The sequence below is a fragment of the Moraxella haemolytica genome (assembly GCF_030177935.1).
In the GTDB taxonomy this organism is placed as follows: Bacteria; Pseudomonadota; Gammaproteobacteria; order Pseudomonadales; family Moraxellaceae; genus Moraxella; species Moraxella haemolytica.
On record NZ_CP089974.1, the window covers coordinates 678,342 to 693,866 of the forward strand.

The following is a 15,525-nucleotide window of genomic DNA, read 5'->3' on the forward strand; positions in this document are numbered from 1 at the left end:
CTTATTTCAAACTTATATGAGTTTGACTTTTTTACCCCAAGTCTCCCCTGTCTTGGGTTTTTTTTGTTTATGTTTTTTGTTTGCAAGTTGTGTTTTCTTTGCTGTCGCATATTTGAAGAAAAAAGCATTGCTCAAGTCGTACAAGGCCTGCTTGTTGGGTTAAACCGATGTAGGTAAGTGAGGCGTCTATGGTGGCTGTGTATTTGGTGTGGATGGGCTATAATATAAACTTTTACTGTGCTTGTGGTGTGATGAGCGGTGGTTATCATCAGATATGCAAGGTATGAGTAATTGAAACCTTACTGAATAAATATCCTAAAAAAATCGCTGATGTTTTATCAGCGATTTTTTAAATGCTTAGGCTAGTACTGCTCCTGCGGTCATGCTATCAGGCAATAAAACAACTGTCAGTTGCCCATCTTTTTCGGCCGATAAAATCATGCCTTCGCTGATGCCAAATTTCATCTTGCGGGGAGCAAGATTGGTAACGCAGATGACGGTTTTGCCTTGCAAATCTTCAGGTTTATAAAATTTAGCAATGCCACTAAATACATTTCGTGGGTTATTCTCACCGACATCAAGAGTGAATTGTAATAGCTTATCCGCTCCTTCTACCGCATTGCACTCAAGTACTTTGGCGACTTTCATCTCAACTTTGGCAAAATCGTTAATGCCGATAAAATTGTTTTGGTTGGTATTTTCCATAGCTTTACTTTCTTTTTTGTCTTTTTTGCTGTCAGTGGATTGTAGGTTTTCTTTCGAGTCATCAACCATTGCTTGTACTTTCTTGGGGTCAATGCGTTGTAGAAGCGGTTTAAACTCGTTGATGGTGTGGGTTAATACATTAAAACGGGCATCAAAATTTAAGCTCTCTACATTCAAGAATGCTTGTGATTCATTTGATAATGTTGGTAATACTGGCGATAAATAGACCATGATTTTATGGAATAGATTTAGCCCAACCGAACAGATATCTTGAACATCTTGGCTGTTTGGGTGTTCTTTGGCGATTGCCCATGGTTTTTTGTCGTCAATATACTGATTGGCAAGATCGGCAAGTGCCATAATTTCACGAATGGCGGTGCTAAACTCACGGTTCTCGTAGTGCTTAATAATGCTGTCGCCTGCTTGGATAAATCGGCTTACCAATTCAGGTTCTACGCAAACATCGGACAGCTTATTGTCAAATTGAGTGTTGATAAACTTGGCACAGCGACTGGCAATATTAACGACTTTACCGACCAAATCAGAGTTTACTTTGGCGATAAAGTCATCAAAATTTAAATCTGAATCCTCTACTTTATCGGATAATTTGGACGCAAAGTAATAACGCAAGTACTCAGGGTTTAGGTGTTTTAAGTAGGTCTCAGCTTTGATGAATGTGCCACGAGATTTACTCATTTTTTCGCCATTGACGGTCAAAAACCCGTTGACAAACAGCGAAGTTGGCGTGCGGTAATTTGCTCCAGATAGCATGGCAGGCCAGAACAAGGCATGGAAATAAACGATGTCTTTGCCGATAAAATGATAGACTTCAGCAGTGCTATCAGCTTTCCAATAATCATCAAAAGACAGTTCGGTTCGTTTGGATTTGATATAATTTTCACAGCTAGACATATAGCCAATGGGGGCATCCACCCACACATAAAAGTACTTGTCCTTAGTGTCAGGGATTTTAAAGCCAAAATACGGTGCGTCTCGACTAATATCCCAGTCATTAAGCCCTGCTTCAAACCATTCATCTAGCTTGTTGGCGATAGAGATGGGTAGTCTGCCTTCGTCTCTTGTCCATTTTTGCAAAAATTCAGCAAAGTTTGGTAGGCTAAAAAAGTAATGGTCGGACGATTTTTCCACAGGAGTTGCACCACTTAGGGTGGAGCGTGGATTGATGAGTTCGGTGGCATTATAGGTTGTGCCACACACTTCACATGAATCGCCATATTGGTCGTCTGCCTTGCATTTTGGGCAAGTGCCTTTGATGAAGCGATCAGCTAGGAACATTTGTTTTTCAGGGTCAAAAAGCTGAGTTACAGGGCGAATGGCGATATTGCCTGCTTGCTTATTAGCAAGATAAATCTCTTCTGAACGCTTGCGGTTGGCATCAGAGTGGGTGCTGTCATAGTGGTCAAATGACACACTAAATCCTGCAAAATCTCGTTCATGCTCAACCTGCACGCCTTTAATTTGCTCTTCTGGGCTAATGCTGTTCGCTTCAGCTCGGAGCATGATGGCGGTGCCGTGAGCATCGTCAGCACAGACATAAATGACATCATGACCCATAGACCGCATGGCTCTTACCCAGATGTCGGCTTGGATATAACCTAAAAGATGTCCCATGTGGATTGAGCCGTTGGCATAGGGCAGGGCATTGGTAACTAATATTTGGCGTTTTGTCATGGCATACCTGTTTTTTCGTTTATCAAAAGAAATGGGTAAATTTTACTATAAATGTTTTATAAAATCACATAAGCAATCAAGATAATAGTTTGGTCGCTTCATAATGACAGTCGTTGCTTGATTGTTTAATCCACAAATTTTAAGCCATTGTGTTTTGATGGCTTGGTATCTGACTGGGTCGGTGTTGTATTTGTGTATTCGTTTGGATCAAAAAATAAGCCTTCGTTAGGATTTTCTTTGGCATAAATACCAATAACAGCTGCCATAGGAATCCACAAATTCTGAGAAACACCGCCAAAGCGTGCTGAAAAAGAAATGACATCGTTATCAATGCGTAAATCTTTGGTGGCCTGATAGGATGCAGCAAGTACTAAGCGTCCATCAATGGCATATTCTAATGGGGCAACCAAATCAGGGTGGGTGGCATCGATGAGTAGGTAGGCGGTCAAATCATTGTCTTCCATCCATTCATGTAAGGCACGAACCAAGTGAGGGCGTTTTGGGGTGAAAGTCATGGCTACTCCGTGTATTTATCCAGATAGTTGGGTAGAGGTTTTAGGCTATTTTTGAAACTTTGGCGTAAAAATAGTCGTTGTTGATAGTTGATTAGTGGTTTGCAGATATGAGCTGGCAAATGCACACCCATTTTGGGCAGTCGCCAAAAGAGTGGTGCTAATAAGATATCACACCAGCCGAACTGTTCGGATAAAAAATACTCGTGCTTATTAAATAGAGGTGAAAGCGTAATTAGGGAGTTGGATAGACTTTGTCTGGCAATTTTGGCTTGCATCTCGTCAAAGCTATCAGGATGAGTAAGGAGCGTTCTTCCAAGTGATAGCCAATCTGTCTGCAACCGCCACGCAAGTTGTCTGGTTGAGGCACGCTCTTTTGGTGTGGCTGGTAGCAGTTTGGCTGCTCCGTGCCGTTCTTCTAGATACTCAAAGATGGTATTTATCTCATATAGTGCCAAATCACGATTAACCAATATGGGTAAGGTTGCATAAGGATTTAGTTGTGCCAGTTCTTCAGGTCGTTCGTCTTGGATGTAGGCAAGTTCGTATGACAGCTGCTTTTCTTCAAGCAATAATCTAACCACATGGCTATCATAGCCATCATTACCATACAGAAGGAATTGCGACGGTAAAAGATGAGAAAAGTCTGCCATATGGTTAATTAACAATAAAAAAAGAAGCCCTAGTTTATCAAATTTTATGCTGAAAGTCTTGGGAAATTCTTAGTTTTGTATTTTAATAATCTAAATCGCTCTTTTGATTGATGCTTCTATAAAAACGATAATAAGGTTGGCTGATATAAAAAATGCCAGTGATAAACACTGGCATTTTGGGTTATTGTTAAATTACTTAACATCTTTCCAGAATTCTTTGTTGAGTAGATAAACTGGAATAAGCAGGATAAGTAAAAATAGAATCACCCAAGCACCATAGACTTTGCGGTCGTGGCGGACAGGTTCAGCCATCCATGCCATAAAGTTGACCAGATCGCCTACACGGTTCTTGTACTCTTCTTCACCAAGTTCTTGCTGAAGGTTGTGTAGAACATGTGGCATGGCTGCATTGGCAAGCACCAAGTTGTTTGCACCCCAAGGGCGACTTGGGTCTTCGTAGAATGACAGTAGGTAGGTATATACCCAGTCATCACCACGCAGACGAGTTACCAATGATAGATCTGGTGGTGCTGCACCAAACCAAGCACCTTGCACTTCAGGATCGATACCTGCAGTGATGTGGTTGCCAATTTGATCTGTACTTACCATCAAATATTTTTCAACCAATTCTGGCGGTATATCCAAGTCTTTTGCAATGCGTGAGTGGCGTACATATTGAGCAGAATGACAGCCAACACAATAGTTCATGAACATGGTAGCACCACGCTGCAATGAACCTTTGTTGGTTAGGTCAATGGGTGCTGTACTGCATTCTAGTGTCGTTTTTGTGCCATCGGCTTCGGTATACTCACCACAGCCATGACCACCACCAGCCATCGCTGATGGGCTTGCTACGATACCAGCACCTGCTAAAAGCAGACCTGCACCTAGAGTTTTTAGGTTAAATGCTTTCATTAGTGACCTCCCGTAACACGCTCTGGCGGTTGCTTGCACTTCTCAATTGATGTGTAGAACGGCATCAAGATGAAATACAAAAAGTATAGAATGGTACAAATACGACCCACAATAGTTCCTGTTGGTGTAGAGGAGACGCCACCTAAGTAACCTAAAACCAAGAAGCTGACTACAAAAATAGCAAGAGCAATCTTAGATAGGGTGCCTTTGTAACGCATAGAGCGAACAGGTGAGCGGTCTAACCAAGGTAGAACGAACAAGATAGCGATTGCACCAAACATTACAATGACACCAGGCAAGGCAGAGCCAAACATAGAAGGTGTTGCACGCAACATCGCATAGTAAGGCATGTAGTACCAAACAGGGGCAATGTGTGCCGGTGTTTTCAGGGCATTTGCAACTTCAAAGTTTGGTTTTTCTAGGAAATAACCACCACCTTCAGGGGCGAAGAATACTACTGCAAAGAAGAATATTAAGAATACCACGATACCAACCATGTCATGCACAGTGTAGTAAGGGTGGAAAGGTACGCCGTCTAATGGTACACCATTTTTGTCTTTTAGTTTTTTGATGTCAATACCATCTGGGTTGTTTGAACCAACATGGTGTAGGGCAACCAAGTGCATGAATACAAGTCCAACCAAGATAAGCGGGATAGCGACAACATGCAATGCAAAGAAACGGTTTAGCGTAATGCCTGAGATGATGTAGTCACCTTTTACCCATTCACCTAAAGCATCGCCAATAAATGGAATGGCGGCAGGTAGATTAAGGATAACCTGTGCACCCCAAAATGACATATTACCCCAAGGTAGCAAATAACCAAAAAAACCCTCAGCCATTAAGCATAGGTAGATTGCCATACCGATAATCCACACCAATTCACGAGGTTTTTGATAAGAGCCGTATAGCAAGCCACGGAACATGTGCAAATAAACAACCACAAAGAATGCAGAAGCACCAGTTGAGTGCATATAACGAATTAACCAACCGCCTTTAACATCACGCATGATGTATTCTAGCGAGGCGAATGCACCTTCAGCACTTGGGTTAAACATCATGGTGAGCCAAATACCAGTAACAAGCTGATTGACTAACACCACCATAGATAGGACACCGAAGAAATACCAGAAGTTAAAGTTCTTTGGTGCATAATACTTTGACATATGATATTCATAAGTCTCAGTAGCTGGGTAGCGTGCATCAATCCAGTTCATCAATTTTTTAGCGATACTCATGATTACGCCTCCCCAACAGTCAAGATGCTGCCATCAATGCTGTATTCTGGAATAGGTAGATTTAACGGTGCTGGCATACTGCGATAAACACGACCTGCTAAATCATACATCGAACCGTGGCAAGGGCAGAAGAAACCACCCATCCAATCTGCCCCACCCAAGTCAGCAGCACCGACCTCGGGTCTAAATATTGGTGCACAACCTAAATGCGTACAAACACCCTCAACAACCAAGATATTTGGTTCTCTTGAGCGAGTTTCATTCTTGCAGTATTCAGGCTGAACAGACCCATCAGAATTTGGGTCGGCAAGTTTTGGGGTAACTTTACTTAAGTTTGCCACCATTTCATCGGTACGCTTAACCACAAAGATGGGTTTGCCACGATATTTTACGGTAATCATTTGACCGTTTTCAATACCACTGATGTCTGTAACAACAGCGGCACCCGCAGCTTCCGCCTTTGCACTTGGATACCAAGAACGCACAAATGGGGTAGCGATTGCACCAACACCAACCGCACCAATGGCGGCGGTTGTTGCAATTAGGACTCTACGGCGTTTAATATTCACGCCTTCGGCATGGCTCATTAAAACTTCCTCCAGAATAAAGAATGGGAAAAATCCCATACTGGGTGTGTGGATATGGTAGGAGTTATTCAACGATACCATGTCCACATTTGCTGTGCCTATTTTACTAGTTTCTAAACATGTCTATTTTAAGCTATTTTTGTCATAAAATAAATTGTTCTGTTGCTAAGTTGTGAAAAAAAGTCGCAAAATTTTTAATGAATTAACAAAAAAGTCATTTTTTGGTAAAAATTGCGCAATATCCAACCATTTTGGTGGGAATTAATATGATTTTATTTTTAATTAGATTTAACTTATATTTAAAATAATTTTAATAATTATCAAAAGTGTACTTATATTTTATCTTAATGGGTGCAAGATAGAAGCGAGCGATGATTGGCGATGAACTTTTTTGAGTGACTTGTATGACGAAAGTTATGTAGTTATTAAAAGATTGTTTTTAAGATTAGGTTATCTTAGAAACAATCTTTTTAGTATCACTAGGAGCATAGGACATAAAATATCGGCATAAAAAACTCTCGCGGAACGAGAGTTTTTTTGGGTATTGCGAGATTAACGCTTTGAGAACTGTGGACGACGACGAGCTTTGCGTAGACCAAGTTTCTTACGTTCAACTTCACGAGCATCACGAGTAACGAAGCCAGCTGCTTTAAGAGCAGGTTTTAGGCTTTCATCAGACTCGATAAGTGCACGAGTGATACCATGACGAATTGCACCTGCTTGACCACTTGCACCACCACCAGTAACGGTAATGTATAGGTCATAGTCATTGGTTACTTCTAGTAGTTCTAGTGGTTGACGAACAACCATACGAGAAGTTTCACGACCAAAGTATTCATCTAGGGTTTTGCCGTTGATAACGATGTTGCCAGTGCCTTTAGACAGAAAAACACGGGCAGTAGAAGTCTTGCGGCGACCTGTACCATAATTGCGTTCCATGTTGTTCTCCTTAGATGTCTAAAACTTGTGGCTGCTGAGCTGCGTGTGGGTGTTCTATACCCGCATACAGTTTTAGCTTTTTAATCATCGCGTAGCCCAAAGGACCTTTTGGTAGCATGCCTTTTACCGCTTTGTGTAGCACATCTTCTGGCTTGTGGGCTAGAAGTTTGGTAAAGTTGGTCTCTTTGATGCCGCCTGGATAACCAGTGTGGCGATAGTATTTTTTGTCCTGAGCTTTTTTACCAGTAACGGTAATTTTGTCAGCGTTGATAACGATGATGTAATCACCAGTATCAACATGTGGGGTGTACGATGGCTTGTGTTTGCCACGCAGACGAGAAGCGATTTCGCTCGCTAGGCGACCCAATGTTTTACCTTCAGCGTCCACGACATACCAGTCATGTACAACTTCAGCGGGTTTGGCACTGATAGTAGTAGTCATATAAAACCTATTTAGTTGAGTTTGAGAGTTGACAAATAAAAAGCCGAAGCCTTGATTTTACTTGCTTTAAGAGTTGGGAAACGAAGGGCTCTCAAAAAACAGCGGTAATTATAGCTTAAATTCTAATGATGTGCAATAATAAATTGCGTATTTAATGAATTTGGTTGCTTTGTTAGTATTGGTGATGCTTGCTTGGATTATTAATATTTAGTCTGTTTTATATAATAAAACCTTGAGCGTAGGTTGATATATTGCATTGATGGTGGACTGATATCAATTCATGGTATTGGATTTTATACTAACAAGGTATGCCAAGGCTTGTCCAACTTTGGTATGTTTGATGATGGTGATGGGCGTATTGATGATGTGTTCAATGGGTTTATCGCTTTCTACATATAATTGTGTGCCATGTGTGATAAGCTTATGTTCTATGAGCTTATCAATAATGGGTTGCCATAGATTTAGAGCGTAGGGCGGATCAATGAAAACCACATGAAAAGGCGTGGCTAATGTCGGAATGACGGATAAGCAGTCGCCTTGAAAGATGGTGGTGTTATGAAGTGCTAATTGAGCGGCAGTTTGTTTTAATTGTGATGCTTGTTGTTTATGAAACTCAATAAAAGTAGCGAAAGCAGCCCCTCTTGATAGGGCTTCAAATCCTAATACCCCTGAACCTGCACAGACATCAAGTATATGAGCGGACTGAATGTCAGCCATCAGCCAGTTAAAAATCGTTTCACGCAAGCGGTCTGGTGTGGGTCGCAAACCTTCAGCATCAATAAAGCTAATACTACGGCGTTTATGCTGACCGCCGATGATTCGTATTTGATTGGTTTTTTTTGGGAATTTTGCTTTCATTGATCTATTGATTTGATATAGTAATCTGATAATAAATAAAATAAGATTCGGTGGGTTTTGGAGTTATTATAACATAGTGCTTAGGGTATTATAAAACTGTTTGAAGCTAATTTTAGTTGAATGAAATGCTTAAAAGAGAAGATGATTAAAAATATTAATCATAATGACAACAATTGCAAGATTAAGAAAAACTGACACCCAGTACAAAATATGCTAAAATAATCAACGCTTTTACTGACAATGATTGACCTATGTTTAGTTCCATTTGGCAAGCCCTTGCAGAACACCCAGAATTCATCGCCATGCTTACCATTCCGCCTGTTACTGCTTTTGTAACTTGGGCTCATGTATGGATGGCACTTGAGATGTTATTTTACCCCATTAAGTTTTGGGGTATTCGCATTCGTGGGCTACCATTTGGACTACAAGGCTTGGGTTGGCAGGGTATTGTACCCACCAAAGCAGGTAAAATTTCAGGAATTATTGTTGATCAGACTTTATCTAAATTGGGTAATTTGGATGAGTTTTTTCAGGCGATGGAACCTGAAGAGATGGCACAGTTCATTGCTGATGCAGTGGATAAAAATCTAGAGCATCTGATTGATGAGATTATGCTAGAACGCCATCAAGGATTATGGAATGGTATGCCTTACGCCATTCGTCGTCGTATCTATGCATACACTCATAAAGAGCTATCAAATATTATGAAATCTTTGGTACTGGATTTGACGCATAATGTTGAAAATCTTGTGGACATGCGTCAAATGATTGTACAAAAGATGGAAAATGATCGCAAACTGATGGTGGATATGTTTTTAAGAGTGGGTAGAAAAGAAATTAACTTCATTTGGAAGATTAGTGCCTTAATTGGCTTTGTTTTTGGTATTCTTCAGATGGGGATTTTTTATTTTGTGCCGCAGCATTGGACTGTGCCTTTTTTTGCGGCGATCTGGGGGGCTTTGACTAACTGGATTGCCATTTGGATGGTGTTTAACCCTGTTGAGCCAAGACGCATATCATTTGTACGAGTGTTTAGTCGTGATGAATCGGGTATTCGTTGGCGGTTGCCACACATTCATTGTTATTCTTGGCAGGGCGGTTTTATGAAGCGTCAAGATGAGGTGTCTAGCGTCTTTGCAGAGATTGTTGTTAATGAATTGGTTACCCTAGAAAATATCATGCATGAGATGATGTATGGAATAAAAGCGGATAAAACTCGAGCGTTAGTCAAAAAACACTTGTATGATTTGCTTGAATCACCTGTGGTGTCAGCCAGCCTAAAAATCGGCATGACCAGCCGTGAGCTTGATGAGTTTAAAGATACCATCATTGACAAATCTATTGACGCAACCATGATACCAATCCGAGATCCTAAGCTGAATGTCTCAAGAGCCAGTAAGATTTTTGGATTATTTGAGAGTCGGATTCGTGCCTTATCCCCACAAGAATTTCAAAATCTGCTACGACCCGCCTTTAAAGAAGATGAGATGACCTTGATTGTGCTTGGGGCAGTTACAGGGCTTTTGGCGGGTTGGCTACATCTGATGGTGGTATTTTTTTGACAAGAGCAGGATTAGAGCAGTTGGTTGATGATTGGCAATAAATATTCATCAGCCATCACGATTTACCAGTCTATTAAATATTCGTCTTAGCCAGTGTTCATTAGATTGCCAGCAAAGATGTCTTTCATTTCACTGTTTATTTTGTGCCAATTATCAATACCAAAAGATGGTATATAGAAGGTATGTTGTTATGCTAATTACAGAATTGGGCTATTTTGCCCTGATTTTAGCGCTGGTTATTGCGATTTTGCAAGCCATTTTACCCGCCATCGGCGTTATTAAAAACCAAGTGCAGTGGCAACGCCTAGCACCAAGTTTGGCAACGGCATTGTTTGTGGCAATGGCAGTGTCTTTTGGGGCATTGATGATAGGCTTTCTTTATAATGATTTTAGTTTGGTGTATGTAGCAAGCCATTCTAATAGCTTGCTACCTTGGTACTATAAATTGTCGGCAACTTGGGGTGGTCATGAAGGCTCGCTACTGCTTTGGATGACGATTTTGGCAACTTGGTGTATGTTGGTTGCGGTATTTAGTCGTGGCTTACCACTTGATATGCGTGCTCGTGTGCTGTCAATACTTGCGATGGTGCAGGTCATGATGTTGCTTATGTTGATTTTTACTTCCAGTCCTTTTGAGCGTACCTTGCCAAACATTCCTGTGGATGGTGTGGATTTAAATCCATTATTACAAGACCCTGGTTTAATTTTTCATCCTCCGATGTTGTATATGGGTTATGTGGGGTTGGCAGTGCCTTTTGCTTTTTGTATGGCGGCACTGTGGGCAGGGCGTCTTGATGCGGTATGGACTCGTTGGTCTCGCCCTTGGACGGTAGTGGCTTGGGGGTTTTTGACGCTAGGGATTGCCCTTGGCTCTTGGTGGGCTTATTATGAGTTAGGCTGGGGTGGCTGGTGGTTTTGGGATCCTGTAGAGAATGCGTCTTTGATGCCATGGTTGGCCGTAACCGCTTTGATGCACTCTTTGGCTGTTACCGAAAAACGAGGTGTTTTTAAGGCATGGACAATCATGCTGGCGATTTTTGCCTTTGCTTTATCGCTATTGGGTACATTCTTGGTGCGTTCTGGTGCGATTACTTCGGTGCACTCGTTTGCGGCAGACCCAACTCGTGGCTTGGCGATTTTGGCGATTTTGGGTGCGGTGATTGGCGGTGGTTTGTTGATGTTTGCCTTGCGTGGGTGGCGATTGACCGTTGAGAGTACTTATCAGCTTAAATCTCGTGAAACTGCTTTGGTGGTTAATAATCTTGTCCTGTTAGTGGCGACTTTAGTGGTTCTGCTTGGTACTTTATACCCCATGCTTGCCGATGCCTTTAAATGGGGGCAGGTATCAGTAGGCCCCCCTTATTTCAATGCGTTGTTTGTGCCTGCAACTTGGATCTTACTTGCCTTTATGGGCATTGGTGCGAATCTGCGTTATAAATACGACAGTCGACCACTGTTTGGTATGATGATGACAGGTGCGATGAGTGCTTTGGTGCTTGGTGCAATCATTGCTTACATGATGAGCCTGCTTGAAGAAAGCGTACATTTTGACCATGGTATGTACATTACTGCCATCTTATCAGCGTGGGTGCTTGTCTTGATGGTGCTAGATATCAAAGACAAAACTCGTCATGCCAAAGGGTTTGTGAATGGTCTTAAAAAACTAACACCAAGCTATTATGGTATGCAACTTGCCCATGTGGGTCTTTTGGTTACTGCATTGGGTATTGCAGGGGTCTCTGCCATGAGTCTAGAAAAAGATGTGGCAATGACGGTCGGCGATAGTGTGCATGTGCAAGGCTATGATTTTTATTTGCAGGACTTTGATGTCATAAAAGGATCAAATTATGATGCCACTCGTGCTACCGTACAAGTTAAGAAAAATAATCAGCTTATCGCAACATTATATCCAGAAAAGCGTAACTATGTTGTCTCAATGATGCCAATGACCGAAGTGGGATTGCACCCAAGCCCTTTAAATGAGCTATACATTGCATTGGGTGAGCCGATTGTCAGTGATGATGGCAAAACAGACTTAGATACATGGGCGGTGCGTGTCTATGTGAAGCCGATGATTCGTTGGCTATGGTTTGGGGCGATTTTGATGTCGTTGGGTGGTCTAATTGCCATATTGGATAAGCGTTATCGCATCAAAAAAATAACAACCCATTCTAGTTCTAATCTGAAATCGTTTGTGGAGTAATGCTCATGGCAAAGTCAAATAAGCGTGTGTTTTTTATCATACCTTTGGTGGTGTTTTTGCTTGCGATGGTAATGTTTTATTTTCGTCTAGGAAAAGAAACGGATATTAAAATTAGTACTTCAATGAACAAACCCTTGCCTGAGTTTAGTTTGCCATTGTTGTCAGATACTTCACGCATGATGACCAATCAGGATTTACCCAAAACACCATTTTTGCTTAATATCTGGGGTTCTTGGTGTCCAACCTGTAAAGTGGAGCATCCATTTTTGATGCAGCTGCATGAAAAAGGCGTGCCACTTGTCGGTGTGAATTATAAAGATGAACTCTCTGACGCATTAGGATATTTAAATCAGTATCAAGACCCATTTATCTACTCGGTGCAGGATTTAGATGGGCAGTATGCCATTGATTTGGGATTGACAGGTGCACCTGAGACATTTGTGGTTGATGGTGCAGGCGTGGTATATAAGCATATTTTGGGTGAGGTTAATCAGACAAACTGGACAAATGAGATTCAGCCGTGTTTGATGGCGGTAGGTGATACAACATTATCTGAAGATGCCAAAGTACAGGCGTGTAGCTAAGAGGGTGTGATGAAAAAAATTATATTGGCGGTCATATTGGCGGCAGCGGTCGGTTCGGCATGGGCGGATATTGATGTTCTTGAGTTTAAAACGCCTGAAGATGAAACTCGTTATCGAGCACTGATTGAAGAGTTGCGTTGCCCTAAATGCCAAAATCAAAATTTGGCAAGCTCTGATGCCCCCATCGCTTTAGACTTAAAACAAAAAACCTATCAGATGATCAGTGATGGCAGAAGTGATGCTGAGATTCGTGGTTATATGTTTGAGCGTTATGGCGACTTTATTAGTTACAAACCACCCATTCGCCCATCAACATGGATTTTATGGTTTTTCCCACCAATTTTGTTGATATTGCTTGTATTGGGCTGGGTAATTAAGGCGAAGAGGCAACGCAACCAAGTAATGAATGTATCTGATGAAGATATTGACACCCTAAATAGCCAAGAAGAAGCAGAGTTATCAAGGATTTTAAATACGCACAGCACGCCAAATGATAAGAAGGGTAAGTCATGAGTCAAAGTTTATTATTGTTTTTTACCTTATGTGCTGTTTTGGCGGTGTTGGTGGCTTTGGTGGTGATTTTCCCATGGTTAAAAAGTCGCCGAGCGATGGATAACCGTTTGATGGCGGTTAATGTGGAGGTGTTTCATCATCGTATTGCGGAGCTTGATGCTGATAAGCAAGCAGGTGTGATAGATGAAGCGTATTATCATGCTCAATCTACCGAGCTAAAACGCCAGCTGATAGCCGCCCAAAAACATGAGGATCGATATGCACCTGTAGGCACTAAGTCAAGGCTGATTGTCATGGTGTGGATTCCGCTTTTGGCGGCATTGGCTTATTTGACAACGGCTGATCGCACTCCTGTATTTACGCTGTGGGAAGCTCAAGATAGAGTAGGGCAGGTTGCGGACGACCTATTAACAGGCAAGATTGATACACCACCAGAGTGGGCAACTAAAGATAGTGCTGCATTAATTTCTGCCATGCAAACTAATGTGCATACTCATGCTTATGATGCTAACCGCTGGATGCGACTGTCTGAGCTGTTTACTGCTTTGGATGCTAAGCCACAGGCATTAGAGGCTTTAGCTCGTGCTAATCGATTGGAGCCTGATAATGTTGAGATTGCCATGACCTATGCACAGGCAAGTTTCTTTATGAATAATGGCTCATTAGACCCAACCGTAAAAGAAATCGTACTTGGTATATTGCGTAGCACACCTGAGCATGAAGGTGCACAGATGATGATGGCGATGGGAGAGATTCGTGCGGGTAATTTTGTGAATGCAAAGGCGTGGGTGCATAAGCTTCGTTCAAATATCGCCGCCAAATCTGGAGATAGAAGCGAAGCGTTGGCTAGTATTGATACTTTGCTTGAAAACATCAACACTCAAGAAGCTAAGGCGGCTCAAGGTGTCAAAGTCGGTGTTGGTATTGACACAAAACTTATGCCCCAGATTCAAGAAGGCGATGTATTGTTCATCTCTATTGTCTCTAGCAAGGGTGGTGCACCATATGCTGTTAAGCGACTGCCTGTCAATCAAATCCAAAATGGGCAGTTTGAAGTATCGCTTAGCGACTTAGATGCCATGATGCCTGAACGCACGCTCACGGTCGGTAGAGAAAATGATGAGCTTGTTGTGAATGCTCGCATCAGCCATTCAGGTGGTGCGATCTCTGAATCAGGAGATTTGTCTGCAAATCCTGTACCGCTTACTAGGGCAACCAATGCTGTTTTCTTGACAATCTCACAGGTTATCCCCTAACGGCAAAAATGATTCCAATCGGCTAAGATAACGAAAATAGCACCATGATTTTGGGTGCTATTTTTTTATGAATAGTAAGTTGTGTTTTTCTATGAGTTTGGGGGATAAAATCGTTAGTGTGTAAAAATCACTTGAACAATCTGTCTTGGTGATTTATAGTGTAAGGTCTATTAAAGGTTGTTTTATTGTTTGGAGAATATCATGCTTCGTATTATTTTATTAGGTCCACCAGGTGCAGGTAAAGGCACACAAGCACAGCTAATCTCAAAGGAATTTAATATCCCTCAGATATCAACAGGCGATATGTTGCGTGCTGCCATTAAAGAAGGTACGGAGCTGGGCAAGATTGCCAAAAGTGTGATGGATGCAGGTCAGCTGGTTTCTGATGAGCTGATTATCAATTTGGTTAAAGAACGCATTGCACAATCTGACTGCACGCATGGCTGTATTTTTGATGGCTTTCCACGAACCATTGCTCAAGCACAGGCTTTGGCGGATGCTGGCGTGAATATTGACCATGTGATTGAGATTGGTGTGCCTGATGATGAGATTGTCAGTCGTATGTCAGGTCGCCGTGCTCACTTGCCATCTGGACGCACCTACCACATCATTCACAATCCCCCTAAAATTGAAGGCAAAGACGATGTTACAGGCGAGGACTTGGTACAGCGTGATGATGATAAAGAAGAGGTGGTTAGAGACCGCCTATCGGTGTATCATGCACAGACATCGACGCTAATCGGTCATTATCAAGCGGTAGCTCAGTCAGGTGAAAATGCTCCTGCTTATCACAAGTTTGATGGCACAAAAGACATTGACACGGTTCGTGATGAAATTTTTGCGGTATTAAAAGGCTAGTTGGTCAA

15 protein-coding genes are annotated in these 15,525 nt (G+C 41.9%); 6 read left to right on the plus strand and 9 right to left on the minus strand.

Features of this window, described 5'->3' with window-relative positions; genetic code table 11:
- Positions 1-357: 357 nt before the first annotated feature.
- The 9 genes from metG to rsmD form a co-directional block, all read right to left on the minus strand.
- Complete coding sequence (gene metG / locus LU276_RS03215) at positions 358-2,397, minus strand: methionine--tRNA ligase (protein ID WP_284674222.1); 2,040 nt, start codon at positions 2,395-2,397, stop codon at positions 358-360.
- Between the two features lie 125 nt (positions 2,398-2,522).
- The gene (locus LU276_RS03220) at positions 2,523-2,912 is read right to left on the minus strand and encodes a stringent starvation protein B (protein WP_284674223.1); all 390 of its coding nucleotides are present in this window, start codon (positions 2,910-2,912) and stop codon (positions 2,523-2,525) included.
- A gap of 2 nt (positions 2,913-2,914) precedes the next feature.
- Positions 2,915-3,562, minus strand: coding sequence for a glutathione S-transferase N-terminal domain-containing protein (locus LU276_RS03225; protein WP_284674224.1), 648 nt, complete (start codon positions 3,560-3,562; stop codon positions 2,915-2,917).
- Between the two features lie 192 nt (positions 3,563-3,754).
- The gene (locus LU276_RS03230; protein WP_284674225.1) at positions 3,755-4,477 is read right to left on the minus strand and encodes a cytochrome c1; all 723 of its coding nucleotides are present in this window, start codon (positions 4,475-4,477) and stop codon (positions 3,755-3,757) included.
- A complete protein-coding gene (locus LU276_RS03235) occupies positions 4,477-5,694 on the minus strand; it encodes a cytochrome b (protein ID WP_284674565.1) in 1,218 nt (405 codons plus the stop codon). The genes LU276_RS03230 and LU276_RS03235 overlap by 1 nt, the downstream gene beginning before the upstream one ends.
- A gap of 23 nt (positions 5,695-5,717) precedes the next feature.
- Positions 5,718-6,302 carry a ubiquinol-cytochrome c reductase iron-sulfur subunit gene (petA, locus tag LU276_RS03240; protein WP_284674226.1) on the minus strand — a complete coding sequence of 195 codons (585 nt, stop codon included), beginning with the start codon at positions 6,300-6,302 and terminating at the stop codon, positions 5,718-5,720.
- Positions 6,303-6,854: 552 nt separating this feature from the next.
- Positions 6,855-7,241: a 30S ribosomal protein S9 gene (gene rpsI / locus LU276_RS03245; RefSeq protein ID WP_284674227.1), complete on the minus strand. Its 387-nt coding sequence runs from the start codon at positions 7,239-7,241 to the stop codon at positions 6,855-6,857.
- A gap of 10 nt (positions 7,242-7,251) precedes the next feature.
- Positions 7,252-7,683 carry a 50S ribosomal protein L13 gene (gene rplM / locus LU276_RS03250; RefSeq protein WP_284674228.1) on the minus strand — a complete coding sequence of 144 codons (432 nt, stop codon included), beginning with the start codon at positions 7,681-7,683 and terminating at the stop codon, positions 7,252-7,254.
- A gap of 273 nt (positions 7,684-7,956) precedes the next feature.
- Positions 7,957-8,541 (minus strand): 16S rRNA (guanine(966)-N(2))-methyltransferase RsmD, encoded by a 585-nt coding sequence (rsmD, locus tag LU276_RS03255; protein WP_284674229.1) that lies wholly within the window; start codon positions 8,539-8,541, stop codon positions 7,957-7,959.
- Positions 8,542-8,792: 251 nt separating this feature from the next.
- On the opposite strand from rsmD, the gene LU276_RS03260 reads away from it, so the two are divergent.
- The 6 genes from LU276_RS03260 (at position 8,793) to adk (ending at position 15,517) form a co-directional block, all read left to right on the plus strand.
- A complete protein-coding gene (locus tag LU276_RS03260; protein WP_284674230.1) occupies positions 8,793-10,103 on the plus strand; it encodes a DUF445 domain-containing protein in 1,311 nt (436 codons plus the stop codon).
- Positions 10,104-10,293: 190 nt separating this feature from the next.
- Entirely contained in the window at positions 10,294-12,306 is a 2,013-nt protein-coding gene (locus LU276_RS03265) for a heme lyase CcmF/NrfE family subunit (RefSeq protein WP_284674231.1), read from the plus strand.
- Positions 12,307-12,311: 5 nt separating this feature from the next.
- Entirely contained in the window at positions 12,312-12,890 is a 579-nt protein-coding gene (locus tag LU276_RS03270) for a DsbE family thiol:disulfide interchange protein (protein WP_284674232.1), read from the plus strand.
- 9 nt (positions 12,891-12,899) lie between these two features.
- Positions 12,900-13,403: a cytochrome c-type biogenesis protein gene (locus LU276_RS03275; RefSeq protein ID WP_284674233.1), complete on the plus strand. Its 504-nt coding sequence runs from the start codon at positions 12,900-12,902 to the stop codon at positions 13,401-13,403.
- Positions 13,400-14,659: a c-type cytochrome biogenesis protein CcmI gene (ccmI, locus tag LU276_RS03280; RefSeq protein WP_284674234.1), complete on the plus strand. Its 1,260-nt coding sequence runs from the start codon at positions 13,400-13,402 to the stop codon at positions 14,657-14,659. The genes LU276_RS03275 and ccmI overlap by 4 nt, the downstream gene beginning before the upstream one ends.
- A 201-nt stretch (positions 14,660-14,860) precedes the next feature.
- Positions 14,861-15,517, plus strand: coding sequence for an adenylate kinase (gene adk, locus LU276_RS03285; RefSeq protein ID WP_284674235.1), 657 nt, complete (start codon positions 14,861-14,863; stop codon positions 15,515-15,517).
- The last annotated feature ends 8 nt before the right edge of the window (positions 15,518-15,525 follow it).